Below are 24225 nucleotides of genomic sequence, written 5' to 3'. Positions count from 1 at the left end.
GCGATGAAACCGCTTTCGCCACTCGCCACCGCCTGGACCCGCTCGAAGCCGCCATTGCTGCGGTTTCTGGACAATTGCCTCAACGAATTCTCGGCGGAGACCTCGGGCGCGGTCGCCGACTACATTCCCGAGCTCGGCAAGGCCGATCCTGCTTGTTTCGGCATCAGCCTCGCGACCCTGGACGGTCATGTCTACGAGGTCGGCGACTCCAGGGTACCCTTCACCATCCAGTCGATGTCAAAGCCGTTCGTGTTCGCACTGGCGCTGGACCTGCTCGGCGCAAGCAGGGTCGAGAGCGCGATCGGCGTCGAGCCCTCCGGCGATCCTTTCAACTCGATCCGGCTCAACTCGGACAACCATCCGTTCAACCCGATGGTCAATGCCGGCGCGATCGCCTGCACCGGGCTGATCCACGACAGCAAGGGTCGGGACGCGTTCGAGCACATTCGCCTCGCGCTCGGTCGTTTTGCCGGCCGCGACCTCGCCGTCGACGAGGCCGTCTACGCTTCCGAAAGCCAGACCGGCGACCGCAATCGCGCCATCGGCTATCTCCTCAAGACCAATGCGGTGATCTCGGACGATGTCGCCGCCGTGCTCGACGTCTATTTCCGGCAATGCGCGGTACTGGTCACCGCGCGCGACATCGCGGTGATGGCGGCAACGCTCGCCAACCGCGGCGTCAACCCGGTTACCGGCGAGCAGGTGCTGACGCCTTACGCGATCTCGCGCACGCTCTCGGTGATGACGTCGTCGGGCATGTACGACTATGCCGGCGAATGGATCTACCGGATCGGCATCCCCGCCAAGAGTGGCGTCGGCGGCGGAATTCTCGCCGCCCTCCCCGCTCGCCTCGGGCTCAGCAGCTATTCGCCAAGACTCGACAAGCACGGCAACAGCGTGCGCGGCATCAAGGTGTGCGAGGCGCTGTCCTCGCATTACGATTTGCACATGCTCAACCGGAGCGACGACGCGCGCAACGCCGTCATCGCCGATTACGACATCGGCAAGAGTCCGTCGCGGCGCGTGCGCCGCCCGCAGGAGCGCGATATTCTCGCAGCCCACGAGCAGGAGGTGCGGATCATCGAGCTGGTCGGCACGCTGTCGCTGTCGGCGGTCGACTATGTCTCGCGCCGGCTTGCGGGGCGGCCGCGGCCGCAATTCGTGATCTTCGATCTCCACCGCGTCACCTCCACCACACGCGCCGGAGCGCGGTTGGTGGCCGAGGCGTTCGAGGAACTCGCGGTGCTGAATGTGACCGTCGTGCTGTCAGGCGTCAGGCGTGCCTCCAAGGAATGGGACAGCCTGCGGGAATGGACCGCCGAGCTCAAGAACGTCCGCGACTTCTATTTGCTCGACACCGCGATCGAATGGGCCGAAGACCAGATCATCTATCGGTACGGAGGCTCGATCGATTTCCACGAGACCACCGAACTTGCCGAGCAGCCGCTGCTGGCCGGCATGAGCGAGGAAGAGCTGACCGACCTCGCCTCGATCTGCACGATCCGGACCTATCAGTCTGGCGCGAAAATCCTCACCACGGGCGCCGCAGCCGATTCCCTTTTCTTCCTGCGCAGCGGCGCGGTGCATGTCACCCTGCCCGACGGAGTACGGCTCGCAACACTCACCGCCGGCATGGCGTTCGGCGAGATGGCGCTGATCGAGACCACTCGCTCCGCCGACGTGTTCGCGGATATGGCGGCGACCGCGTTCGAGGCGCCTCTGAAAGCGTTCGAACGCTTCCGCAAGCAGCACCCGCACGCCAGCGAACGCATCATGCGCAATCTTGCGCAGCTTCTCGCCGACCGCCTGATCGTCGCCAACGCCAGGGTGGATATCCTGACGTCGACCTGAGCGGCCTAGCGGCTCGCCGCCTCGCTGATCCGCCGCTTGATCTTTGCGGCACTGGTCTTGAGCAGCTCGGATGGCTGCTGGCCGGTCGCCACGCACAGGCATGCCCAGTAATAGATGACATCACCCAGCTCTTCGACGAGGCCCGCCTGGTCGAGCCAGTCATCGCGGAGCAGCTTCTTGATGTGGTCGGCGACTTCGCCGGATTCGCCGGCGAGGCCGAGCCCGAGATAGGACAGCCGTTCGTTGGACGGACGCTCATCGACTTTTGCAACGGTGGCGGCCCAGGCCGCATATTCATCGATCGTCATCGGCATCCCTCGCCGCGGCTTTGGATCAGCCCACCACTTCCGTGACCGGCTGAAGATCGATCTCAAACGTCTCCAAAAACTTTGACGTCATGATGTAGAAGCCAACCGAAAGCTGCAACTCGACCAGTGCGGCGGGCGTCAGTTTTGACGCGATCGCCCTGAAGGCAGCGTCTGTAGGCTTGTTCAATTTCACGATCTCGTCGGTGAAGGCGAGCGCGGCACGCTGCACCTCGTCGAAACACTTGGCGGCCTGCCAGTTCTCGAGCGCCTCGTTCTGCTCGTCGGTTACGCCGACATTCTTGCCGATGCGCTTGTGCGCGACGATCTCGTACGGCGCCTCGCACAGGATGCCGGTGCGGGTGATCGCGAGCTCACGCACGATCGGATCGAGCTCGCCCTTGTGGCGGATGGCACCGCCGAGGCGACAGTATTGCTCAAAGTAGCTCGGCGAATGCGACATCATGCGGAAGATGTTGGCATTGCGATTCTTGTCGAGGATTTCGCGGGTGCGGTCGGATGCTTTGGATGGGTCGCTGTAGTTGATACGGGCCATGATTTTCCTGAAGTTTTTCCCTAAGCCTTTGATGCTTTTTGTCGTTAGCGGCGAAAGTTCCACGAAACTGTATTCTTGCGCGTCCGCAGGAGCAACAACATCGAGTCAAAATGCCGCCGCATTGCTGAACGACCTTGGTACAGTCGATATTCGCCGCGTGGGGACTTAATCGCGGCGGATACTCGCAAGGGGTGTTCCGAGTAAAAACAATTGGCCGTTGGGCGCTAACCGCGCATCGATGAGTCACGCCCAAGTCTAGGGAGAAAACGGCATGAAGGAAGCCACCAAGGGGGCGGCCTCGGAAGCGTTCGCGCATATGCTGGCGGTGATGGCGATGCTCGTCATCGCCAGCATCCTGTTCTACGGGCGCTAGTTAAGAGTCGGGTGAGTGCTTTCGTCATTCCGGGGTGGCCCTCGCACAGGCCAGGCCCAGAATTCCCGTTCCAGGCTCGGTCTCTCAGGACCGCCCCCGAATGACGGATCCCACCGCTCGCGTTGCTGCAGTAGCCCAGATGGAGCGCAGCGCAATCGGGGCTACATCCAATTTCACTATCCGTCTTTGGCGAAGAACGGCACCAGCTTGCCGGCGAACCGTTTGAAGCTCGCGCTGACCTCATCGCCGATGGCGAGATCATTCTCACCATGCGCCATCATGCGAAAACCCTCGGCGCAATCGACCAGCAGGATGTTGTAAGGCACGTGCGCGCGCGTCTCGGGCGTGGCGGCGCGACAGACCAGCGACGTCGCGTAGACCCTGCCCTTGCCGCTGGCGCGCTGCTCGCGCGGATCGGACGCGCCGCAGGCCGCGCAGAAGGCGCGACGAAAATACTGCACATGGCCGCATGCGGTGCAGGTCTGATAAATGACGGCCTGTTCGCCCTTGGTCCAGTCGGCTAGACGCTCGCTCATCGCACCCGCTCCAGGAACATGCTGACGTGAGACGACAGCACGCCGCCGTCGCCGTGCAGCAGCGCGATCGAGGCGTCGCGCACCTGACGATTCGCCGCTCGCCCCGTCATCTGCAGATGCGTTTCGACAAGATGCGCCATGGCGCCACCGACGCCGCAATGACCGTAGCTGAGCAGGCCACCATGGGTGTTCAGCGGCATCGCGCCGTCGCGGCTGAAATGGCCGGCGCGCACGCGTGCGGCTGCCTCGCCCCGGCCAGCAAGGCCAAGGTCTTCCAGCAGCATCGCGAGCGTGATCGTAAAGCTGTCGTAGATCGCCGCGTAGCGCACGTGGGAAATCGCGAGGCCGGTGGCCTCCCTGGCGCGGGCGACGGAGATCTCGGCGCCGAGTTCGCTTAGGGCGGGCGCTGCAGTGACGTGCTGATGGGTATGAGCCTGGGCACAGCCGCGAATGCGCACGCCGGCCTCTCCGGTCCGCTCGCGGCTGATGACGAAGGCGGCGCCGCCGTCGGACACCGGGCAGCAATCGAGCAGCTTCAGCGGCATCGCCACCGGCTTCGAGGCCATGACGTCGCCAACAGTGATGGAATCGCGGAATTGCGCACCGGGATGGGTGCAGGCGTGGGCGCGCATCAGCACGGCGAATTCGGCGAGGTCTTGTTCCGTCACGCCGTATTCGTGCATGTATCTGTTGGCGACCAGACCGTAGTAGGCGGGAATGGTCGGGCCGAGCGGCACCTCGTAGTCGGGATGGCCGACCTGCGCCAACGCCTGGATCGAGGCATCGCGGCTCTGTCCGGTGAGACGGTTCTCACCGGCGACCACGAGCACGTTGCGGGCGACTGCAGCCTCGACGAGATGATGCGCCAGCATGGTCATCGCGAGGCCGGTCGCGCCCCCGACCTGGACGGCGTGGGCGTAACTGGGACGGATGCCGAAATGCTCGGCAAAGACGGTCGCCAGCATGATGTGCGGCGAGACGGTGGAGTAGCCACAGAGGATGCCGTCGATGTCGGCGCGCTCGAGCCCGGCGTCGTCGAGCGCGGCCTGCGCGGCCCTGCTCATCAGGTCGAGCGAGGACGAACCTTCGTGTTTGCCGAAAGGCGTGAGGCCGACGCCGGTGATGAAGCTCATGAGCGCACCTGTGCATCGTCATTCCGGGGCGGCGAACGGGTGACGCCATCGCGGACCATGGCGTCGATCTCGTCCGCGGAGTAGCCGACCTCACGGAGGATTTCCGCGCCGTGCTCGTTCAGCTGCGGCGCGAGCCGCACCGGTTCGGCTTCGGTCTCCGACCAGGTCGCCGTCACCCTCATACTCCGGATCGGCCCTTCAGTTGGATGGTTCACCACCGGGAAAAAGCCGGTCGCCTCCAGATGCTCATCGTGCAGCATCGAGGCGAGGTCGTGCATCGGCATCACAGGCACGTCGGCCTTGGTGAGCAGGTCGATCCATTCCGTTGTGGAACGCGTCTCGAAGATGCGCGCGAGCTCGGCATAGACCACGTCGATATTGGCGGCGCGGCCGGCGAATGTCGCGAACATCGCGTCGGCCCGCAGATCGTCGCGTCCCGTCGCCTTGAAGAAGTTTTCCCACTGCTTGTCGTTGTAGACGATGACGCTGAGATAGCCGTCCGACGTCTTGTAGGGCCGGCGGTCGCGCGAGAGATGGCGGGCGTAACCGCCTTTGTCCAGCGGGGGCTCGTAGGTGAGCCCGCCCATGTGGTCGCCCATGACGAAGCCGGCCATGGTCTCGAACATCGGGATGTCGACGCGCTGACCGCGTCCGGTGCGGTCGCGGTGCACGAGGCTGGCGCAGATCGCGCCGACGGCGGTAAGGCCGACAATGCGATCGACCAGTGCGTTCGGCACATAGCGCGGCACGCCGTCACCGGTCTGCGCCATCAGAGCCGGCAGCGCGGTGGCGCCCTGGATCAGATCGTCATAGGCGGGTTTTGCAGCATACGGCCCGTCCTGGCCGAAGCCGAACACGCCGGCATAGACCAAACGCGGATTGATCTTGGCAACAACGTCATAGCCCAGTTGAAGCCGCGCCATTGCCTGCGGGCGGACGTTGTAGACGAGAACGTCGGCATCTTTCAGCAAGCGCAGCACGGCCCCGCGGCCGGCGGGCTTCTTCAGGTCGAGGCAGATCGAGCGCTTGCTGCGGTTGGTGTTGAGGAACACCGGGCCCATGCCGGCGTGCCGCATCGGACCGATCAGGCGGGTGACGTCGCCGTCGAGAGATTCCACCTTGATGACGTCTGCGCCGTAGTCGCCGAGCATCTGGGTCGCATAGGGACCCATCAGCACGGTGGTCATGTCGACGACCTTGATGCCCTTCAGCGGTCCCATCGTTCGCTCCCGATTGCGCGGGCTCAGATGAGCCCTGCGATTTCGGTCCAGCTAACGGCAGCGGCGTCGCGTGCGCAAGGGCGGCCGGCGTATGGTCGCATGCGCCGGCGGCGAAGGGCCGCTATTTCTTCTGACGGGATTCGCGAATCTTGAGGAGACGGTCGAGCTCCTCATTCTGCTGGTTGATGCGGTCCGCGATCCGCGACTCGTTCTGCTCACCCGAGGCGGCCGCGGCCTGCTCGATGAGCTGGCGGATATTGTCCTCGAGAATCGCGATGCGATCGTTGAGTGCGTCCATCGACAGCGAATCTTCGTAGTCATTGCTCATGATGCATGTCCCGCGAATCAATCAGTGCCGTAGGGTGGGCAAAGCGAAGCGTGCCCACCATGATCTAGCGCAAACAAGATGGTGGGCACGGCGTTTGCGCGCCTTTGCGCACCCTACGAGATCGGGGCTTACTTCAACGGCTCCAGCACGGAGACGTAGTTGGCGACCGCCGCACCGCCCATGTTGAAGATGCCGCCGAGCTTTGCATTCTTGAGCTGCATGCCCTCCGGCGCTTGCCCGGCGAGCTGCATCGCGGTCATCACGTGCATGGAGACGCCGGTGGCGCCGATCGGATGGCCCTTGGCCTTCAGGCCGCCGGACGGATTGACCGGCAGCTTGCCGTCCTTGAGCGTCCAGCCTTCCTTGATGGCACGGGCGCCCTGCCCCCTCGGCGTCAGGCCCATCGCTTCGTACTCGATCAGTTCGGCGACGGTGAAGCAGTCATGGGTCTCGACGAAGGAGAGATCGGAAAGTGTAACGCCCGCCTTCTCCAGCGCGCGCTGCCAGGCGACCGTGCAGCCCTCGAACTGGAGGATGTCGCGCTTGGACATTGGCAGGAAATCCTGGGCGTGCGCGGTGGCGCGGAAGCCGATCGACTTGCTCATGCCCTTGGCGGTTTCCGCGTCGGCCAGCACCAGGGCAGCGGCACCGTCTGAGACCAGCGAGCAGTCGGTGCGCTTCAGGGGGCCGGCAACGTAGGGGTTCTTCTCGCTCTCGGCGCGGCAGAACTCGAAGCCAAAGTCCTTGCGCATCTGGGCGAAGGGATTGGCGACGCCGTTCTTGTGGTTCTTGGCCGCGATCAGCGCCAGTGCATCGGACTGGTCGCCGTATTTCTGGAAATAGGAGCTGGCGATCTTGCCGAACACGCCGGCGAAGCCGCCGACGGTGTCGCCGTCCTCAGGCAGATAGGACGCCTTAAGCAGGTTCTTGCCGATCTCCGGCCCCGGCGTGCGCGTCATCTGTTCGACCCCGACGACGAGGACAATCCTGGCCGCGCCGGCCGCGATCGCGCGCACGCCCTGATGGACGGCGGCGGAGCCGGTGGCGCAGGCGTTCTCGACCCGGGTCGCCGGCTTGAAGCGCAGCTTCGGGTCGGCCTGGAGCACCAGCGAGGCGGTAAAATCCTGGGGCGAGAAGCCGGCGTTGAAATGGCCGAGCACGATCTCGTCGACATCGCCAGCCGAAATGCCGGCATCCGCCAGCGCCTCATTGGCGACCTTCACCACGAGGCTTTCCACGGTCTCGGTGTCGAACTTGCCGAACGGCGTATGCGCCCATCCGACGATGCTGGCGGTCATGGTCTTTCTCCCTGGCGGTCTCTTGCTGACCTAAGTCTTAGCCCAGGGATGGCAAGACTTCACGCGGGTTTAAGGGCCTGGAGGGTGCGCTGGCAGATGGCAGTTATGCCGGCCCAGTTCCCGGCCCTGATCTCCGCCGTCGGGCACAGCCAGGAACCGCCGACCGCGACCACATTGGGCTCCGCGAGCCAGGTCGCCGCATTGGCCTCGCCGACCCCCCCGGTCGGGCAGAACCGCACGTTCGGGAACGGCCCACCCAGCGAACGCAGCCCCTTGATGCCGCCGGCCTGCTCGGCCGGGAAAAATTTTGCAATGTCGAAGCCGTAGGATAGCGCCATCATCAGTTCGGACGCCGTGGCGATACCCGGCGCAAACGGCAAGGAGCTATGGGTGGCGGCCTTCAACAGGTCCGGGGTCAAGCCCGGGCTGATGCCGAAGGCGACGCCGAGCTTCTCGACACGGGTGAAGTCGGCCGGATTGAGAATCGTGCCGATGCCGATCACCGCCTCGGGCACCTCGGCCATCATCGCCCTCGCAGCCTCGATCGCAACAGGGGTACGCATGGTCACCTCCAGCGTACGGACGCCGCCGGCCACCAGCGCACGCGCCAGCGGCACAGCATCCTGGATACGCTCGATGGTGAGGACGGGAATGACGGTCGCGGCCTTGAACAGCGCGGCGAGGTGGTTCTGCTGGGCAGTCGTGGTCATCTTGGCTTTCGTTTCACTTGGTCGCTTGACGCGTCGTCGCCGGCCGGTGCCGTTTCTTCGGCGGCATGGCATAACCCGGAATGATGGCGCCGGAATAGCAGATCACGAGGCTGGCGAGGCGGTGCCCGGCCTGGGCGGCCTCGACCGGGTTGGAACCGGCGAGCCGCGCCGCGATATAGGCCGCCGCAAAGCTGTCGCCGGCCGCGGTGGTGTCGACCACGGGTTTGGTCATGGGCTCGGCGCGGACCTCGTAGGGGCCCCCGGGAAAGCGCAGCAGGCTGACCGGCTCGGCGAGCCGGAACACCAACTCGGGGGTCGGGATGCGCGCCATCAACTGCTCGTGGCTTTCGCCGGGATAGAGAGCGAGCAGATCCTCGGTCGAGGTCAGCACGATGTCGGCAGCCGCGAAGGCGGCTGAAAACACCTCACGCGCGACGTCGCGATCCGGCCATCCCCGCGCGCGGAAATTGGTGTCGAACACGAAGCGGGTGCCGAGCAGGCGCGCGCGCTTGATCGCCGCGAAGAGGCGCTCGCGCCCGGCCGCGTCGTAGATCGAGAGCGTGATCGCAGAGAGATAGACGATGTCGTAGCTCATCAGGGAGTTGAGGAGATCGTCCGTCTCCGGCAGATTCATCAGCTGGCGCGCCGCCGCACTGTCGCGCCAGTGGAAGAACTGGCGCTCGCCCTTCGCGTCCAGCTGGATCATGTAGAGGCCGGGCAGCTTGCCGGGCAGCCGCGCGACGCGCCTCGTGCCGACGCCCTCCGCAGTCCAGGCTGCGATCATCTCATCGCTCAGGGCATCGTCGCCAAGCGCGGTGAGATAGTCGACCTTGACCTCGAGCCGCGCGAGGTACACGGCCGTGTTGAGAGTGTCGCCGCCGAATCCACGCGAGTAGAGGCCCCCGCCCTGCCCGCTGGAATGTCCGGCGGATTGTCCACCTTGGGCCTGCCGGAGCTCGACCATGCATTCGCCGATGCAAGCAACGCTCGCCATCACTTTACCCGCTCAGTCAGAGATCAGGCGACGAAATTGCCGCTGAGCTCGTCTTCGATGTGAATGCGGATGATGTCGTCGAAAATCTTTTCGGCGCTGGTGAAGCCGAGCTCGAGCGACCGCTTTGCATTGAAGTTGCGCGGCCAGCCGCCGACGATGCCGACGATGAAGGGATCGGGCTCCCGCTTGATGCGGGCGGCGACCTTGTCGCCGGCGACGCGTTTCAGCGCAGCGATCTGCTCGCCAACCGTCGCCGACAGGCCCGGCATGGTCAAATTGCGGCGCGGCCCCACCGCGGCGAGGTCCATGGTGCCCGCATGCAGCAGGAAGCCGACGGCGGAGCGCGGCGTGGCATGCCAATGGCGGACGTCCTCGGACACCGGAAGGACCGCTTCCTTGCCGGCCAGCGGCTCCCGCAGGATGTTGGAGAAGAAGCCCGATGCCGCCTTGTTGGGCAGGCCGGGCCGAATGCAGATGGTCGGCAGGCGGATGCCGATGCCATCGAGGAAGCCGCGGCGGGAATAGTCGGCCAGCAGCAATTCGCCGATCGCCTTCTGCGTACCGTAGCTCAGAAGCGGCGTGTGGAAGAACTCGTCGCCGATCGCATCGGGGAACGGCGCGCCGAACACCGCAATCGAGGACGTGAAGACCACGCGCGGCTTGTAGCCGCCCCCTGCGACCCTGACGGCATCGAGCAGCATCCGCGTGCCGTCGAGATTGATGCGGTAGCCCTTGTCGAAGTCGAGCTCGGCTTCGCCCGAGACGATCGCGGCGAGATGAAAGATCACGTCCGGACGGCCGGCGATCAGCTTTTCGGCCGCACCCGGGACGGCAAAATCGCTCGACACGGTCTCGACGGCAAAACCGGCCTTTTCCGGCGTCTTCGGCTCGACCACGTCATGCATGGTCAGCTTGGTGATGTCGCTCTTGCCAAGCCGGCCGTCGCGCAACAACCGTTCGCACAATTTGCGGCCGACCATGCCGGCGGCGCCGAGAACCAGGATGTGCAAGAGCCTACTCCTTTTTATTGGCCGGAACGCGCCCTTGGCGATTCGTCCTGGCACGCTCTCGAGGCAGGCCCCGCGATCATTCCTTCACGGCGCCGGTCATCGCCGACACATAATACTCCACGAAGAAGGAATAAAGGATAACTACGGGAACCGAGCCGGTCAGAGCCGCCGCCATCAGCGCACCCCAATGGTAGACGTCGCCATTGACGAGCTCGGTGATCGCGCCGACGGGGATCGTCTTGTTCTCGGACGAGGAGATGAAGGTCAGCGCGTAGATGAACTCGTTCCAGGATAGCGTGAAGGCGAAGATGCCCGCCGAGATCACGCCCGGCAGCGAAAGCGGCAGCGTGATCTTCATCAGAATCTGCAACCTCGTCGCCCCGTCGATCAGCGCACACTCCTCCAGCTCATAGGGGATGGTGCGGAAATAGCCCATCAGCAGCCAGGTGCAGAACGGGATCAGGAAGGTCGGATAGGTCAGGATCAGCGCCAGATTGCCGTCGAACAGGCCGAGCTGAAATACAATCGCCGCCAGCGGAATGAACAGGATCGAGGGCGGCACGAGATAGCCGAGGAAGATCGCAAGGCCGACATAGCGCGAGCCCCTGTAGCGAAGGCGTTCGATCGCATAGGCGGCGCAGACGCTGGCGAACAGCGAAATGAAGGTCGAGGACACCGAGACGATCACGGTGTTCCACATCCAGAGCGGATAGTCGGTGTCGAAGAACAGCTTCTTGATGTGCTCCAGCGTCGGATGCACGATCCAGAACGGATTGTACTTTTCGTAGTCGTACATTTCCGCGTCCGGCTTGAACGTCGCGACCGCCATCCAGTAGAACGGGAACAGCAGGAAGAAGATGATCAGGCCGAGCGGAAGGTAGACCCGAAAAAACTTCCGCGGGAAGCTCTCGAGGTAGTCCATTCCGACGCTTTGGTCGTCTGCCGTGGTCATGGTCAGTCCCTCCCGCCCTGCTGCCAGCGGGAACGCTGAAGCCCAAAGAAGCTGAGCAGGATCGCCGCAACCAGGAACGGAATCATCGCGTTCGAGATCGCCGCGCCCTCGCCCAGATTGCCGCCGGTGATGGCGCGCTGAAACGACAGCGTCGCCATCAGATGGGTGGAGTTGATCGGCCCGCCCCGCGTGATGGTGTAGATGAGCTGGAAGTCGGTGAAAGTCATCAGCACCGAGAACGTCATCACGACCGCGATGATCGGCGACAGCATCGGCAGCGTGATGTGGCGGAAGCGCTGCAGATTGGTGGCGCCGTCGAGATTGGCGGCCTCGTAGAGCGAGGGCGAGATGGTCTGTAATCCCGCCAGCAGCGTGATCGCCACGAAGGGCACGCCGCGCCAGATATTGGCGGCGACGACCGACCAGCGCGCATTCCAGGGATCGCCGAGGAAGTCGATATAGCGTGTTATCAGGCCGGCCTTGATCAACACCCAGGAGATGATCGAGAACTGGCTGTCATAGATCCACCAGAACGCGATCGCAGAGAGCACCGTCGGCACGACGAAGGGCAACAGGACGATGGCGCGGACCATCGACTTCATCGGCAGCCGTTCGTTGAGCAGCAGCGCCAAATAGAGGCCGATGGCGAATTTCACCGCGCTGGCGGCGACCGTGTAGAAGATGGTGTTGAACACCGAAAGCCAGAACACCGAATCCTTCGCCAGCGAGACGAAATTCTGGAAGCCGATGTAGCGCCCGGCGCCACCGATCTTGGTGTCGGTCATGCCGAGCCAGAAGCCCAGCGCCAGCGGGTAAGCCAGAAACAGGATGAGAATGGCGATCGCCGGCACCATGAACATCGCGCCGAGGAAATTCCGGCTCTCGAATGCTCTGGTCCACAAGCTGCTGCGCTTGACCTGCGCGGCAACGGGCTCGGCCATAACTGCCATGTCGGATTCCCCTCGACGAAAAGTCGCGGCGTCCGGCGAACCGGACGCCGCGTAGATTGGAGCTGATCAGACCTGGTAGTAGCGCTTGGCGCGCTCGGCTGCGCGTGCGGCTGCCGCCTTCGGCGTCACGGAGCCTGACGCGGCCTCCGCGAACATGTCGACGACGACGAAGTCGCCCATGACGGCGGCGGAGGCATAGCCGAGATCGCCGGCATAGCCGTTGTCGCGGCAGCGCTTCAGACAGTCGCGATACGGCGTGATCTTCGGATCGGAGGTCCACACCGGATTGTCGTTGTAGGCCGGCAGCGGCGGCGACACGTAGCCGTTGGAGGAGACCTCCCAGGCGTCGTAGTTCGCCTTGTCCATCATGAACTTGATGTATTCCTTGACGGCCTTCGGATACTTCGAGTGCTTGTAACCGTAATAGACGAGCACGTTCTGCTGCTCGGTCGACACGCCGACCGGCCCGATCGGCATCGGCGCGTGGTTCATGTCCTTGGCGATTTCCTGCTGCTTCGGATCGGTCGAGTTCTTTCCGACGGTCCAGATCGAGATGCCGTTCAGCGTCAGGCTGAGCTCGCCGTTGAGAAACGCCTTGTTGTTGTTCGAGTCATTCCACGACAGCACGCCGGGGATGAAGGTCTCGTACAGCTGCTTGACGTATTCGAGCGCGGCGATCGTCTCCGGCGAATCGATCACGACCTCGTTCTTGTCGTTGACGACCTTGCCGCCGAAGGCCCACAGCGCCCACTGGCACCAGCCGTTGGCGTCGCCCGTGGCGTGGCCGAGCGCGAAGCCGGCCGGCGTGTTGTTCTTCTTCAGCGCCTGGCAGAGCTTGAGGAAGCCGGCGGTGTCCTTGGGGAATTCATCGAAGCCGGCGGCCTTCACGTGGCTGACGCGGTAGTTCAGGCAGCCGCCGGTCGCGCCCTGCGGAATGGCGATCCAGCTGTTGCCCTTTTTGCCGTAGCGCTCGGCAACCGGGTACCAGCCACCATACTGCGCGCCGAGATAGTCGGCGACGTCAGTCATGTCGATCAGCTTTTCCGGAAATTTGTGGGGATCATCGAGCGTTCCGATGATCAGGTCAGGACCGGCGCCGACATTGGCGGCGACCGCGGCTTTGGGACGGATGTCCTCCCAGCTCTCGGCCTCGAGCTTGATCTTGACGCCGGTCTTCTCGGAGAACGCCTTGGTCTGCTCGGCAAATTTGTCGAACTCGGCCTGAATGAACTGCTTCCAGCGCAGCACGCGGATAGAGGCGTTCGGCTCGGGCGTGTTGGTCCACTCCGCCGCGCGCACCGGGACGATACCCGGGCCGGCCAGCAGCGCCGCGCCGCCCAGACCGACTTTAAGCACACTTCGCCTGTCGAAATCGCTCATCGTTCTCTCCCTAAATTTTATATTTGTATTTGGGTCGTCTTGTATTGGGCAGTTCTGCTTGGGCAGTTCTTTGGCGTCGCTACACGCGTTTACCCGTCGCCTCGTCGAACAGATGAATCACGGAGGGATCGGGCTTCAGCTTGACCTTGTCACCCGGATTGAACTGGTGACGTTCGCGGAAGACCGCGACGACCTGCTCACCGCCGAGCTTCGCAAACACCTGCGTTTCCGAGCCGGTCGGTTCGACCACCACGATCTCGGCATCGGCACCGTCGTCAGCGATGGTGAAATGCTCGGGACGCACGCCGTAAACGACAGGACGCCCGTCGGATGCCGCCGGCGCGTTCCTGAGCGGCAGCTTGACGCCATTCGGCCCCTCGAAGGTCGCAACGCCGTTAACGCGCACATGACCTTTCAGGAAGTTCATGGACGGCGAGCCGATAAAGCCGGCGACGAACTGGTTCTCGGGCTTGTCGTAGAGCTCGAGCGGCGTACCCATCTGCTCGACGATGCCATCGTGCATAACGACGATCTTGTCGGCCATGGTCATGGCCTCGATCTGATCGTGGGTGACGTAGACCGTCGTGGTCTTCAGCCGCTGGTGCAGCTCCTTGATCTCGGTGCGCATCGCGACGCGCAGCTTGGCGTCGAGGTTCGACAAGGGCTCGTCGAACAGGAACACCTGCGGATCGCGCACGATGGCGCGGCCCATGGCGACGCGCTGGCGCTGCCCGCCGGAGAGCTGGCGGGGATAGCGTTCGAGCAGCGGCGACAGCGCAAGGATCTCGGCGGCGCGCTTGACGCGTTTGTTGATCTCTTCGGTGCTCTCGCCCCGCAGCTTCATCGAGAAGCCCATGTTCTCGCCGACCGTCATATGCGGATAGAGCGCGTAGTTCTGGAACACCATCGCAATGTCCCGCTCCTTGGGCTGGACATTGTTGACGACCCGGTCGCCGATCGAGATCGTGCCTGAGGTGATGTTCTCGAGACCGGCGAGCATGCGCAGAAGCGTCGACTTGCCGCAGCCGGAGGGACCAACCAGGACGACGAACTGGCCGTCCTCGATCGGAATCGAAACGCCGTGCAGGACTTCAAAATTGCCGAACGATTTCCGCACGTCGCGGATTTGCACAGACGACATCTAGCTCCCTCCTCGAAAGTCCACGACGCATCTCGCGCCGCGACCGTCTTGTTTTTTCAGACTTCACCGAACGAAGCCCAACCTTAGCGGGCGCCATTGTCGGCAGTTTGTGCGGTTTTGGCAATTTGTCTTTGGTTAGTCTGTGCTGGTAGCGCTGTCAACGTTCCTTTGTTTGCGACAGTGAGTGTGTTAAGAGCAGCAAATGGGTCGAAACCGCACCAAGTCAGGCAAAATCCGGCTGGCGGAAGTCGCCGAGCTTGCCGGCGTAAGCCCGATCACGGCGTCCCGCTTCTTCCGCAATCCCGAGGCGCTGTCGGTCGCCAAGCGGACCCGGGTCGAGAGCGCGGCCAGAGAGCTCGGCTATGTGCCGAACCTGGCGGCACGCGCGTTGGCCTCGCAGCGCACCGAGGTGATCGGTGTCTTGATTCCGTCACTAACCAATAATGTGTTCTCCGACGTGTTGCGCGGCATCTACGACGCCTCCGAAAACAGCCGTTACTCGATCCAGCTGTCCAACACACGCTACAGTATTCTCCAGGAGGAGAAGCTGCTGCGCCTGTTTCTTGCGCAGAAGCCGGCCGGGCTGATCGTCACCGGCATCGACCAGACCACGGAATCGCGCGCGATGCTCGATGCCGCCGACTGCCCGATCGTGCAAATCATGGAGATCGGACCCAATCCGGTCGACATGATGATCGGCTTTTCGCACTATGACGCAGCCCGTGCGGCGGTTGCGCATCTGTTCGCGCAAGGTCACCGCAAGATCGGCTTCGTCGGCGCGCGGATGGATCCGCGGGTGCAGCGGCGGCTCGACGGATATGTCTCGGCCATGAAGGACGCCGGACTGTTCGAGCAACGCCTCGTCGTCACGACGGCGACTCCGACCTCGGTAACGCTCGGAGGCGCCCTGTTCACCGATCTCCTGGCGCGGGAGCCCGGCATGGACGCGGTGTTCTGCGCCAATGACGACCTCGCTCTGGGTGTGCTGTTCGAATGCAGGCGCCGCGAGATCGCCATCCCCGAACAGATAGCGATCGTCGGCTTCAACGATCTCGAATTCATGGCCTCCGCGGTCCCGACTCTCACGAGCGTGCGCACCAACCGCTACGAGATGGGCAACACGGCCGCCAGCATGCTGATCGACGCTATCGACGGACGGCGCCCGGAGCATCCGGTGCTCGATCTCGGCTTCAAGGTGATCGAGCGGCAAAGCTCGTTGGCCCGGCGGTCGGACAACCGGCCAGCCGCTTCAGGCACGGGCGCTGCGAACAAAATGGTAGCGTTACCAAGCGGCCATGACTAGTATCGGATTTGTGAGAGAACGACCCGCCAGCGGGCAGGCAAATCGTCGCTCGCGCCGTTGGGCATCGCACAAGCCGATACCATAGAACGGACGCCGGTGCGTTTGCATTGCAGGAGAAACCAATGACAAAAAAAACAACCAATGGGCATGCCCCCGCCGGCAACGGCGCTCGCCGCCACCTCCGCTCGCAGGAATGGTTCAACAATCCGCATAATCCGGGCATGACCGCGCTCTATCTGGAGCGCTATTTGAACTACGGTCTCACCCGCGCCGAGCTCCAGTCCGGCAAGCCGATCATCGGCATCGCACAGACCGGCAACGACCTCTCCCCCTGCAACCGCCACCACATCGAGCTTGCCCATCGCGTCCGCGAAGGCATCCGCGAGGCCGGCGGCATCGCGATGGAATTCCCGACCCATCCGATCCAGGAGACCGGCAAGCGCCCGACCGCGGCGCTCGACCGCAACCTCGCTTATCTCGGCCTGGTCGAGATCCTCTATGGCTATCCCCTCGACGGCGTGGTGCTGACCACCGGCTGCGACAAGACCACGCCGGCCTGCATGATGGCGGCGGCGACCGTCAACCTGCCCGCGATCGTGCTGTCGGGCGGGCCGATGCTCAACGGGTGGCACAATGGCGAGCGCACCGGCTCCGGCACCATCGTCTGGAAATCGCGCGAGCGGCTCGCCGCCGGCGAGATCGACTATGAAGAATTCATGGAGATCGTAGCGTCCTCGGCGCCCTCGGTCGGCCATTGCAACACCATGGGCACCGCCTCCACCATGAACGGACTTGCTGAAGCGCTCGGCTTTTCGCTGCCGGGCTGTGCGGCGATTCCCGCTCCCTATCGCGAGCGCGGCCAGATCGCCTATGAGACGGGAAAGCGCGCCGTCGAGATGGTCTGGGAGGATCTAAAGCCCTCGGACATCCTCACCCGCGAGGCGTTCGAGAACTGCATCGTGATCAACTCGGCAATCGGCGGCTCGACCAACGCGCCGATCCACATCAACGCGCTGGCGCGCCACATCGGCGTGGAGCTCTCCATCGACGACTGGCAGAAGGTCGGCCACGACGTGCCGCTGCTGGTCAACATGCAGCCGGCCGGCTTCTATCTCGGCGAGGAATTCCACCGCGCCGGCGGCGTGCCGGCGGTGGTGCGCGAATTGATGAAGCACAAGCGGATCCACGAGAACGCGGTCACCGTGAACGGCCGCGGCATCGGCGAGAACTGCGCCAATGCGCCAAAGCCGGACAACGACGTGATCTGGGCTTACGACAAGCCGCTGGTGAAGGACGCCGGCTTCCTGGTGCTGAAGGGCAATCTGTTCGATTCCGCGATCATGAAGACCAGCGTGATCTCCAAGGAATTCCGCGATCGCTACCTTAGCAATCCGACCGATCTCAATGCCTTCGAGGGCCGCGCCGTCGTGTTCGAGGGGCCTGAGGACTATCACGAGCGGATCGACGATCCCTCGCTCGAGATCGACGAGCGCTGCGTGCTGTTCATCCGCGGCACCGGCCCGATCGGCTATCCCGGCGGCGCCGAGGTCGTGAACATGCAGCCGCCTGCGGCGCTGATCAAACGCGGCATCATGTCCCTGCCCTGCATTGGCGACGGCCGCCAGTCGGGCACCTCGGGCTCGCCTTCGATCCTCAATGCTTCGCCGGAAGCCGCCGCCAATGGCGGGCTCGCGATCCTCAGAAACGGCGACAAGGTGCGCGTCGATCTGAACAAGGGCAGCGCCAACATTCTCATCTCCGACGACGAGGTGAAGAAGCGCCATGCCGAGCTCAAGGCCAATGGCGGCTTCAAGCATCCGCCGAACCAGACGCCGTGGCAGGAGCTTTATCGCAACACCGTTGGACAGCAGTCGACCGGTGCCTGCATGGAACTCGCCACGCGCTACCAGAACGTCGCCGGCACATTTGGCGTGGCGCGGGATAATCACTGATAGCCACACCGTCATTGCGAGCGCAGCGAAGCAATCCAGAGCTATCTCCGCGGAGACAGTCTGGATTGCTTCGTCGCAAGTGCTTCTCGCAATGACGATCCGATAGAACTTTCAGGCAAGGGAGAAGAAAAAATGGCAGACCGCCTCAAGGGAAAGCGCGCCGTCATCACGGCTGCAGCGGCAGGCATCGGACGCGCATGCGCCGTCGCATTCGCGCGTGAAGGCGCGACCGTCATCGCCACCGACATCAACGAGAGCGGCATCGCGAGCCTGGCCAAGGAAGGTATCGCCGAGACCGCGAAGCTCGACGTTCGCAACACCGCCGACGTCAACGCCTTCGCCAAGCGCGTCGGCAAGGTCGACATCCTGCTCAACGCAGCGGGCTTCGTGCATCACGGCACCATCCTGGAGTGTTCGGAAGAGGATTTTGATTTCTCGTTCGACCTCAACGTCAAGTCGATGCACCGGACCATCAGGGCCTTCCTGCCGGACATGCTCGCGGGCGGCGGCGGCAGTATCGTCAACATCTCCTCCTGCGCGGCGCTGCGGCCGCCGGCCAACCGCTACGTCTACAGCTCCTCGAAGGCCGCGGTGTCGCTGCTGACGCGCGCGGTCGCGCTCGACTTCATCACCAAGGGCATCCGCTGCAACAGCATCTGCCCTGGCACCGTCGAGACGCCTTCGATGCTCGACCGCGCCGCGGCGCAAGGGCCGCAGGGCAAGGAGATGTTCGTCTCCCGCCAGAAGATGGGCCGGCTCGGCACCGCCGACGAGATCGCGTCCATGGCGGTCTATCTCGGCAGTGACGAGAGCGCCTTCACCACCGGCGTCGACCTCGTCGTCGACGGCGGCTACATGCTCTGACGCCAAGGCATCCAGAAGGCATCCAGCATGAACAAGATCGATCTCAACGACCGTGTCGCGATCGTCACCGGCGGCGCGCAGGGCTTCGGCCGCGCCATCGTTCAGCGCTTCGTCGCCTCCGGCGCCAAAGTCGCGATCTGGGATTTTGATGCAGCCCTCGCCGAGAAGACGGCAAAGGAAATCGGCGACAATGCCCGCGTTTTCAAGGTCGACGTCACCGATGCCGCGGCCGTCGAGCAGGCCCGCGACGCCACGCTGGCCGCCTTCGGCAAGATCGACATCCTCGTCAACAACGCCGGCATTGCCGGGGTCAACAAGCCGGTCTGGGAGACCGATCTCGAGGAATGGCGGAAAGTTCTGCGCATCAACCTCGACGGCCCCTTCATCGTCTGCAAGGCAATCGTGCCCGCGATGCTCAAGCAAAAATACGGGCGCATCATCAACATCGCCTCGATCGCCGGCAAGGAAGGTAATCCGAACGCCTCGCACTATTCGGCGTCCAAGGCCGGCCTGATCGCGCTGACGAAGTCGCTCGGCAAGGAACTGGCGGCACATGACATCCTCGTCAATGCGGTGACGCCCGCGGCTGCGAAGACCGCGATCTTCGACCAGATGACGCAGCAGCATATCGACTTCATGCTGTCGAAGATTCCGAAAGGCCGCTTCGTGCTGGTGGAGGAGTTGGCCGCGATGGTGAGCTGGCTCGCATCCGAGGACTGCGGGTTTTCGACCGGCGCCGTGTTCGACATCTCCGGCGGGCGCGCAACTTACTGAGGGCGTCATGGTCAGAGAAGGCGGATGCCTGTGCGGCGCGGTGCGATTCAAGGCGGAAGGCGAGCCGCTCAACGTTCGCATCTGCCATTGCCGCATATGCCAAAAGGCAATGGGCTCGCCCTACTTCGTCCGCGCGCAGTTCGACCAGCGCGCACTGACCGTCGAGGGCGACACCGCCCGCTATGCGTCGTCCGAGAACATCGACCGCGTGTTCTGCAAACGCTGCGGCACGCGGCTGTTCTCCTGGCGGCGCAACGGCACGCTGGCGGGCGTCGCACTGACGACGTTCGACGATCGCAACGCCTTCGCGCCGACCGAGCACATCTGGGTCTCCGAGAAGCTCGCCTGGCTGAAGCTCGACGACGGGCTGACGCAATATCCGGGGACCATTCCTGCATGAATTGCACGACTGCACGGCAGGTTCGGGGCGCCGATCATTTGCGGCGTGGCATTTCGGAACCGGCCACCCTATGTTGAGGTGAAGCGTTGCTGCACCGCCGGTTGGCTGGGTCGGCTGCATGACCGCAGGCAACCGGGACGGACGGGCCGTGAACATTTCTTTGTATGACCTGTCGGTGTGGGTGCTGCCGCTGCTGCTCGCCATCACCTTCCACGAGGCTGCGCACGCCTTCGTCGCATATCGTCTCGGTGACGACACCGCATGGCAGCTTGGCCGTGTCAGCTTCAACCCGCTCCGCCACATCGACCCGTTCGGCACGCTGATATTGCCGGCGATGCTGCTGTTCGCGCATTCGCCGTTCCTGTTCGGCTACGCCAAGCCTGTGCCGGTGAATTTTCGCAAACTCAACAACCCCAGGCTCGGCATGGTGTGGGTGGCACTGGCCGGGCCCGCCACCAACATCCTGCTGGCGTTGGCCGCAGCTCTTGCCCTGCACGCCCTGCCCTGGGCTCCGGCCAACTCGGCGCAATGGATCTTCGACAATCTCAAGAACGCACTGCTGATCAACGCGGTGCTGGCAGTGTTCAACATGATGCCGATCCCGCCGCTCGACGGCGGGCGCGTCGCGGTGGGGCTGCTGCCCCAGCCGCTTGCCCTGCCGCTGGCGCGGCTCGAGCCTTTCGGGATGCTGATCCTGATCGGCTTGCTGATCCTGCTACCGCTGGCAGGCTCCCAGTTCGGTCTAAATCTTGATGTTATTTCAGCAATACTGCGAACGTTGACCGGTTATGTGATTCAGGCTGTTCTCATTCTGACCGGCAATGCTTAGTTGAACAGCAACACACCCGAACACAAGCCGAAGGGCTCGAGGCCGACTTGGTCAAAGCTGCCGACATGCTGATCGCGCGACGCGCCGATACCCGCGCCCGCGCCGATTTCGCCACCTGGAAGATGATGGCCAAGCTCAACGGGTCGTCGGCGCTGCCTCCGGGGGCGCAGGAATTCCTCGTGAGCTACAAGAACCTGCAGGCACAGATGAACGAGGGTGAGGCTACCGAGGCCACCATCGGCGCCATCTACAAGGCCTACTATGCCGAGATGGGCGGCGCGGGAACCCCGCCTGACGTCCGCCCACGGGCGGCCGAGCCGGCGGCGGACAATGTTACCGCGTTCCGCCGCCCAGACCCGAAGCCGAAAAAGGCCAGTTTCTTCGGAGCAGCGACCGCGGGCGCAAGCCAGAAACGGCCGCTCCCAGTGGCGCTGATCTTCGCCTGCCTGGTCGTGGTCTATGTCGGGATCCGGCTCTACTGGCGCTGAGCCGTCTTCTTCTTTTTCTTTGCGTCCGGCGGCGTGAAGATGATGTCGACGGTGCGCTCGAACCGGTCGTCGGTCAGGCTGGCGGGCGGTTGCGGGATGGGATCGGACTTGCGGACAATCGAGATCGCCGCCGCATCGTAAGCTGCATCCCCCGACGACTCGACAACGTCGACTGAAAGCACGTTGCCCCGTCGGTTGATCGCGAAGCTGACCTTGACCTTCTGATTGTTGGGCTCCTTGCCCTCCGGGTTGACCTTGTGGGCCGTGAGATGCGCGCTGATCTTGCGATTCCAGTCCGCCGTGAGCTTCAGAATGTCCTTGCCGATGCCGAGCACAGGCGCCAGCGCCTTCTCGGCCTCGCGCGCGTCCTCGTCGAGCGTCTGCCGCGCCGTCGCAACGGACTTCGGCGAAGCTTCCGCAGCGGGCGTTTCGACCGCTGCAATCTTCGGATCCTCGTCCTGCGGCTTCTTCGAGATGTTCTCCGTGACGACCCGATCGGGATCGTCGACCTGTTGCGACTGATCCTTTGGAAGCTCGGTTTCCTTGGTCTCGGCCTTTTGCTCGGGAAGCGCCTGCTGCTCCTGCATCGCTTCGCTATCCGGTCCCGGCGGAAGGTCGGTGTCAGGCGCCTTCGGCGAGGCCATCTCGACAGCGAACTCCGCGCCGGCCGCGCCGAGGCCGTCGTCGCCGTCATCGGCCCGCAGGTGCGCCAGCGCGAGCGCCGCACCGCCCAGATGCAGCGCGAGCGCCGCCATCGCTGCGAAAATCCAAAGCGTCCTGGCTGGTCTGGACTCGTCCGACATCGCGGGCCTCTAAGGCTGAGCGGCGCCTGCCGCAGGCGCCCCCGGAGCGCCTTCCAGCGCAACCAGCTTCACCCGCGAATAGCCGCCTGAGCGCAACAGCTCCATGACGCCCATCAACTCGCCATACGGCACCGAGCGATCGGCGCGCAGGAAGACGTACTTGTCCTTGCTCATGTCGGACAGACCATCGAGCGTGCCGATCAACTCGGCGCGGTGCACCGGGTTCTCTCCGATGGCAAGCGTCAAATCGGGCTTGATGCTGAGATAGGTCGGCTTGTCCGGCTTCTTCTGCGGCGTCGCGCTCGACGTCGGCAGATCGATCGGCAGGTCGACGGTCGAGAGCGGCGCTGCGACCATGAAGATGATCAGCAGCACCAGGATGACGTCGATGAACGGCGTGACGTTGATTTCATGCGTTTCGCCGAAATCGTCGTCGTCATCATTGTCTGCGAGCGAAACGCCCATGATTCACTCCGCCGCACGCGAATGCACGCTGCCGTGGCTCCGGTCGAGATCGCGCGAGAGCAACCGCCCCGCCGCGCCCGAGGCACGGCTGACGAGCTCGAGATAGCTCTTCGTCACGCGCGAGAAGTAATTGTAGATGATGACAGCGGGAATGGCGGCGACCAGGCCGATCGCGGTGGCGAGCAGCGCCTCGGCGATGCCGGGCGCGACGACGGCGAGGTTCGTGGTCTGCGACTTCGAGATGCCGATGAAGCTGTTCATGATGCCCCACACCGTGCCGAACAGGCCGACGAAGGGCGAGGTCGAGCCGATGGTCGCGAGCACGCCCATGCCGACGCGGATGCGCCGCGCCTCCGCGCGCATGATCTCGGAGAAGCTCGAAGCCGCCCGCTCCTTGATGCCGGTGTCACTGGACAGGCCGGCCGACATCCGCGCCTCCCGCAGCGCCGCCGCCAGGAAGGACGGCAGGATCCCCGCTTTGGAGCCGAGCGCCATCTGCGCTTCCGCGAGCGAGCGCGCCTCCGCGATCTTCTTCAGCGCCGAGCGAAGCTTGGTCGAGGCGATCGACAATTCGATCGACTTGGCGATCAGCACCGTCCAGGTCACGAGCGACGCAAAGGCGAGCCCGATCATCACCGCCTTCACGATGATATCCGCCGACTGGAACATCACCCAGGGCGACAATTCCTTCATGGCGGGCGCGATGCCGGCTGCCGTATCGGACTTTGCAGCCGCGGACACGACAGCTTGGGGCGCCGCAGGCGGAGCAACAACCGGGGCCGGGCTGACCGCGGACGGCTGAGCCGTCGACTGGACCGGTGCCGCGGGCGCGGCCTGTGTCTGGGCAGAAACAGGGGATGCAAGCCAGGCGGCCGCCAGCACCAGAGCTGCGGCAAGGCTTGCTTGGAAGGACATGATCTTCATACTTCGGCCCAGTAGCGAATGAGATTGTGATAGATACCCGTCAATTTGACCGTTTCGGGATCGTCACGCCCGAGCCGTTCCACCAGCGCCTGTATCGCGGTGTCGAAGTCAAAGATCATGCTCCGGGCTTGATCGTCCCGTATCATGCTCTGAAGCCAGAAGAAAGACGCAACCCGCGTTCCCCTCGTCACCGGAGTGACCAGATGGAGGCTGGTCGAGGGATAGAGCACGCAGTCCCCGGCCTGCAACTTGACTTCGTGCGAACCGTAACTGTCCTCGATCACAAGTTCGCCACCGTCGTACTCCTCCGGCTCGGCCAGGAACAGCGTCACCGACAGATCCGTGCGGATCCGAAGGCCGGTCAGCCGGTCGCCGCGGATGGCATTGTCGACGTGCAGGCCGAAATGGTGGCCGCTGCTGGCCGCATAGCGGTTGAACAGCGGCGGGAAGATCTGGAGCGGGATCGCCGCGGCGATGAAGCGCGGGTTCGAAGTCAGCGCCGAAACGATGCGGTTGCCGAGCTTGCGCGCGACCTCGCTGTCCGGCGGCAATTGCTCGTTGCGCTTGACCATCGCCGACTGCGAGCCCGCGGTGGAGCGCCCGTCTTCCCATTCGCTGGCCTCCATGATGCGGCGGAAATCCGCCACATCATCCTTGCTCAGAACGCCAGGAAGGCAGGTCAACAT

General features: G+C 63.9%; 26 protein-coding genes. 8 read left to right on the top strand and 18 right to left on the bottom strand.

Going from position 1 to position 24225, the window contains the following annotated elements:
* The first annotated feature begins 3 nt into the window (after positions 1–3).
* Complete coding sequence (gene glsA, locus N551_RS0126900; protein WP_027569548.1) at positions 4–1851, top strand: glutaminase A; 1848 nt, start codon at positions 4–6, stop codon at positions 1849–1851.
* Positions 1852–1856: 5 nt separating this feature from the next.
* On the opposite strand, the gene N551_RS0126895 is transcribed toward glsA, so the two are convergent.
* The 14 genes from N551_RS0126895 to N551_RS0126825 all read right to left on the bottom strand — a co-directional run bounded on the left by N551_RS0126895 (position 1857) and on the right by N551_RS0126825 (position 14737).
* Positions 1857–2159 carry a nucleoside triphosphate pyrophosphohydrolase family protein gene (locus N551_RS0126895; RefSeq protein WP_027569547.1) on the bottom strand — a complete coding sequence of 101 codons (303 nt, stop codon included), beginning with the start codon at positions 2157–2159 and terminating at the stop codon, positions 1857–1859.
* Between the two features lie 25 nt (positions 2160–2184).
* Positions 2185–2712, bottom strand: a complete 528-nt coding sequence (locus N551_RS0126890; protein ID WP_027569546.1) for a carboxymuconolactone decarboxylase family protein — start codon at positions 2710–2712, stop codon at positions 2185–2187.
* A 549-nt stretch (positions 2713–3261) separates the two neighbouring features.
* Positions 3262–3621, bottom strand: a complete 360-nt coding sequence (locus N551_RS0126880) for a Zn-ribbon domain-containing OB-fold protein (RefSeq protein WP_027569545.1) — start codon at positions 3619–3621, stop codon at positions 3262–3264.
* Positions 3618–4754 carry a thiolase family protein gene (locus N551_RS0126875; protein WP_027569544.1) on the bottom strand — a complete coding sequence of 379 codons (1137 nt, stop codon included), beginning with the start codon at positions 4752–4754 and terminating at the stop codon, positions 3618–3620. Before N551_RS0126875 ends, N551_RS0126880 begins: the two co-directional genes overlap by 4 nt.
* Entirely contained in the window at positions 4751–5974 is a 1224-nt protein-coding gene (locus N551_RS0126870) for a CaiB/BaiF CoA-transferase family protein (protein WP_027569543.1), read from the bottom strand. The genes N551_RS0126875 and N551_RS0126870 overlap by 4 nt, the downstream gene beginning before the upstream one ends.
* 121 nt (positions 5975–6095) lie before the next feature.
* Positions 6096–6302 (bottom strand): hypothetical protein, encoded by a 207-nt coding sequence (locus N551_RS0126865; RefSeq protein ID WP_027517389.1) that lies wholly within the window; start codon positions 6300–6302, stop codon positions 6096–6098.
* Between the two features lie 128 nt (positions 6303–6430).
* Positions 6431–7600, bottom strand: a complete 1170-nt coding sequence (locus N551_RS0126860) for an acetyl-CoA acetyltransferase (RefSeq protein ID WP_027569542.1) — start codon at positions 7598–7600, stop codon at positions 6431–6433.
* A 59-nt stretch (positions 7601–7659) separates the two neighbouring features.
* Positions 7660–8310, bottom strand: a complete 651-nt coding sequence (eda, locus tag N551_RS0126855; RefSeq protein ID WP_027569541.1) for a bifunctional 4-hydroxy-2-oxoglutarate aldolase/2-dehydro-3-deoxy-phosphogluconate aldolase — start codon at positions 8308–8310, stop codon at positions 7660–7662.
* Positions 8311–8323: 13 nt separating this feature from the next.
* Positions 8324–9304, bottom strand: coding sequence for a sugar kinase (locus N551_RS0126850; RefSeq protein WP_027569540.1), 981 nt, complete (start codon positions 9302–9304; stop codon positions 8324–8326).
* Between the two features lie 23 nt (positions 9305–9327).
* The gene (denD, locus tag N551_RS0126845) at positions 9328–10314 is read right to left on the bottom strand and encodes a D-erythronate dehydrogenase (protein ID WP_027569539.1); all 987 of its coding nucleotides are present in this window, start codon (positions 10312–10314) and stop codon (positions 9328–9330) included.
* Between the two features lie 76 nt (positions 10315–10390).
* The gene (locus N551_RS0126840) at positions 10391–11266 is read right to left on the bottom strand and encodes a carbohydrate ABC transporter permease (protein WP_027569538.1); all 876 of its coding nucleotides are present in this window, start codon (positions 11264–11266) and stop codon (positions 10391–10393) included.
* A 2-nt stretch (positions 11267–11268) separates the two neighbouring features.
* Entirely contained in the window at positions 11269–12216 is a 948-nt protein-coding gene (locus N551_RS0126835; RefSeq protein WP_027569537.1) for a carbohydrate ABC transporter permease, read from the bottom strand.
* A gap of 66 nt (positions 12217–12282) precedes the next feature.
* Positions 12283–13596, bottom strand: a complete 1314-nt coding sequence (locus N551_RS0126830) for an ABC transporter substrate-binding protein (protein ID WP_027517383.1) — start codon at positions 13594–13596, stop codon at positions 12283–12285.
* 79 nt (positions 13597–13675) lie between these two features.
* Positions 13676–14737: an ABC transporter ATP-binding protein gene (locus N551_RS0126825; protein WP_007592328.1), complete on the bottom strand. Its 1062-nt coding sequence runs from the start codon at positions 14735–14737 to the stop codon at positions 13676–13678.
* A gap of 202 nt (positions 14738–14939) precedes the next feature.
* On the opposite strand from N551_RS0126825, the gene N551_RS0126820 reads away from it, so the two are divergent.
* The 7 genes from N551_RS0126820 (at position 14940) to N551_RS0126790 (ending at position 21347) form a co-directional block, all read left to right on the top strand.
* Positions 14940–16040, top strand: a complete 1101-nt coding sequence (locus N551_RS0126820) for a LacI family DNA-binding transcriptional regulator (protein WP_027569536.1) — start codon at positions 14940–14942, stop codon at positions 16038–16040.
* Positions 16041–16162: 122 nt separating this feature from the next.
* On the top strand, positions 16163–17992 hold the full coding sequence (locus N551_RS0126815; protein ID WP_027569535.1) for an IlvD/Edd family dehydratase: 1830 nt from the start codon (positions 16163–16165) through the stop codon (positions 17990–17992).
* A gap of 132 nt (positions 17993–18124) precedes the next feature.
* Complete coding sequence (locus N551_RS0126810) at positions 18125–18856, top strand: SDR family oxidoreductase (protein WP_027569534.1); 732 nt, start codon at positions 18125–18127, stop codon at positions 18854–18856.
* Positions 18857–18883: 27 nt separating this feature from the next.
* Complete coding sequence (locus N551_RS0126805) at positions 18884–19630, top strand: SDR family NAD(P)-dependent oxidoreductase (RefSeq protein ID WP_027569533.1); 747 nt, start codon at positions 18884–18886, stop codon at positions 19628–19630.
* Positions 19631–19637: 7 nt separating this feature from the next.
* Entirely contained in the window at positions 19638–20030 is a 393-nt protein-coding gene (locus N551_RS0126800) for a GFA family protein (protein WP_027569532.1), read from the top strand.
* 148 nt (positions 20031–20178) lie between these two features.
* On the top strand, positions 20179–20859 hold the full coding sequence (locus N551_RS0126795; protein ID WP_027569531.1) for a site-2 protease family protein: 681 nt from the start codon (positions 20179–20181) through the stop codon (positions 20857–20859).
* Between the two features lie 65 nt (positions 20860–20924).
* Positions 20925–21347, top strand: coding sequence for a hypothetical protein (locus N551_RS0126790; protein WP_027569530.1), 423 nt, complete (start codon positions 20925–20927; stop codon positions 21345–21347).
* Here the strand turns inward: N551_RS0126790 and N551_RS0126785 are convergent.
* Genes N551_RS0126785 through N551_RS0126770 form a run of 4 tightly spaced genes read right to left on the bottom strand, consistent with a single transcriptional unit; the run spans position 21335 to position 24225 of the window.
* Positions 21335–22150 (bottom strand): energy transducer TonB, encoded by an 816-nt coding sequence (locus N551_RS0126785; RefSeq protein WP_027569529.1) that lies wholly within the window; start codon positions 22148–22150, stop codon positions 21335–21337. The two genes, N551_RS0126790 and N551_RS0126785, sit on opposite strands and share 13 nt — an antisense overlap.
* 9 nt (positions 22151–22159) lie before the next feature.
* The gene (gene exbD / locus N551_RS0126780) at positions 22160–22615 is read right to left on the bottom strand and encodes a TonB system transport protein ExbD (protein ID WP_018459254.1); all 456 of its coding nucleotides are present in this window, start codon (positions 22613–22615) and stop codon (positions 22160–22162) included.
* Positions 22616–22618: 3 nt separating this feature from the next.
* Complete coding sequence (exbB, locus tag N551_RS0126775) at positions 22619–23539, bottom strand: tonB-system energizer ExbB (protein ID WP_027569528.1); 921 nt, start codon at positions 23537–23539, stop codon at positions 22619–22621.
* A complete protein-coding gene (locus N551_RS0126770; RefSeq protein ID WP_027569527.1) occupies positions 23536–24225 on the bottom strand; it encodes a Fe2+-dependent dioxygenase in 690 nt (229 codons plus the stop codon). The genes exbB and N551_RS0126770 overlap by 4 nt, the downstream gene beginning before the upstream one ends.

Source organism: Bradyrhizobium sp. URHA0013 (assembly GCF_000518345.1).
GTDB lineage: Bacteria > Pseudomonadota > Alphaproteobacteria > Rhizobiales > Xanthobacteraceae > Bradyrhizobium.
Note: the sequence above shows the minus strand (reverse complement) of the source record. Positions and strands in the feature narration are given on the sequence as shown.

Excerpts from the sequence above, each read along its gene's own strand:
- glsA (WP_027569548.1), top strand. The coding sequence starts at position 4 with ATGAAACCGCTTTCGCCACTCGCCACCGCCTGGACCCGCTCGAAGCCG.
- N551_RS0126860 (WP_027569542.1), bottom strand. The coding sequence starts at position 7,600 with ATGACCGCCAGCATCGTCGGATGGGCGCATACGCCGTTCGGCAAGTTC.
- N551_RS0126820 (WP_027569536.1), top strand. The coding sequence starts at position 14,940 with ATGGGTCGAAACCGCACCAAGTCAGGCAAAATCCGGCTGGCGGAAGTC.
- N551_RS0126870 (WP_027569543.1), bottom strand. The coding sequence starts at position 5,974 with ATGGGACCGCTGAAGGGCATCAAGGTCGTCGACATGACCACCGTGCTG.
- exbD (WP_018459254.1), bottom strand. The coding sequence starts at position 22,615 with ATGGGCGTTTCGCTCGCAGACAATGATGACGACGACGATTTCGGCGAA.
- exbB (WP_027569528.1), bottom strand. The coding sequence starts at position 23,539 with ATGAAGATCATGTCCTTCCAAGCAAGCCTTGCCGCAGCTCTGGTGCTG.
- N551_RS0126810 (WP_027569534.1), top strand. The coding sequence starts at position 18,125 with ATGGCAGACCGCCTCAAGGGAAAGCGCGCCGTCATCACGGCTGCAGCG.
- N551_RS0126800 (WP_027569532.1), top strand. The coding sequence starts at position 19,638 with ATGGTCAGAGAAGGCGGATGCCTGTGCGGCGCGGTGCGATTCAAGGCG.
- N551_RS0126875 (WP_027569544.1), bottom strand. The coding sequence starts at position 4,754 with ATGAGCTTCATCACCGGCGTCGGCCTCACGCCTTTCGGCAAACACGAA.
- N551_RS0126890 (WP_027569546.1), bottom strand. The coding sequence starts at position 2,712 with ATGGCCCGTATCAACTACAGCGACCCATCCAAAGCATCCGACCGCACC.
- N551_RS0126840 (WP_027569538.1), bottom strand. The coding sequence starts at position 11,266 with ATGACCACGGCAGACGACCAAAGCGTCGGAATGGACTACCTCGAGAGC.
- N551_RS0126865 (WP_027517389.1), bottom strand. The coding sequence starts at position 6,302 with ATGAGCAATGACTACGAAGATTCGCTGTCGATGGACGCACTCAACGAT.
- N551_RS0126815 (WP_027569535.1), top strand. The coding sequence starts at position 16,163 with ATGACAAAAAAAACAACCAATGGGCATGCCCCCGCCGGCAACGGCGCT.
- N551_RS0126770 (WP_027569527.1), bottom strand. The coding sequence starts at position 24,225 with ATGTTGACCTGCCTTCCTGGCGTTCTGAGCAAGGATGATGTGGCGGAT.
- N551_RS0126895 (WP_027569547.1), bottom strand. The coding sequence starts at position 2,159 with ATGACGATCGATGAATATGCGGCCTGGGCCGCCACCGTTGCAAAAGTC.
- N551_RS0126835 (WP_027569537.1), bottom strand. The coding sequence starts at position 12,216 with ATGGCAGTTATGGCCGAGCCCGTTGCCGCGCAGGTCAAGCGCAGCAGC.
- N551_RS0126850 (WP_027569540.1), bottom strand. The coding sequence starts at position 9,304 with ATGGCGAGCGTTGCTTGCATCGGCGAATGCATGGTCGAGCTCCGGCAG.
- N551_RS0126880 (WP_027569545.1), bottom strand. The coding sequence starts at position 3,621 with ATGAGCGAGCGTCTAGCCGACTGGACCAAGGGCGAACAGGCCGTCATT.
- N551_RS0126825 (WP_007592328.1), bottom strand. The coding sequence starts at position 14,737 with ATGTCGTCTGTGCAAATCCGCGACGTGCGGAAATCGTTCGGCAATTTT.
- N551_RS0126805 (WP_027569533.1), top strand. The coding sequence starts at position 18,884 with ATGAACAAGATCGATCTCAACGACCGTGTCGCGATCGTCACCGGCGGC.
- N551_RS0126785 (WP_027569529.1), bottom strand. The coding sequence starts at position 22,150 with ATGTCGGACGAGTCCAGACCAGCCAGGACGCTTTGGATTTTCGCAGCG.
- eda (WP_027569541.1), bottom strand. The coding sequence starts at position 8,310 with ATGACCACGACTGCCCAGCAGAACCACCTCGCCGCGCTGTTCAAGGCC.
- N551_RS0126830 (WP_027517383.1), bottom strand. The coding sequence starts at position 13,596 with ATGAGCGATTTCGACAGGCGAAGTGTGCTTAAAGTCGGTCTGGGCGGC.
- N551_RS0126790 (WP_027569530.1), top strand. The coding sequence starts at position 20,925 with ATGCTGATCGCGCGACGCGCCGATACCCGCGCCCGCGCCGATTTCGCC.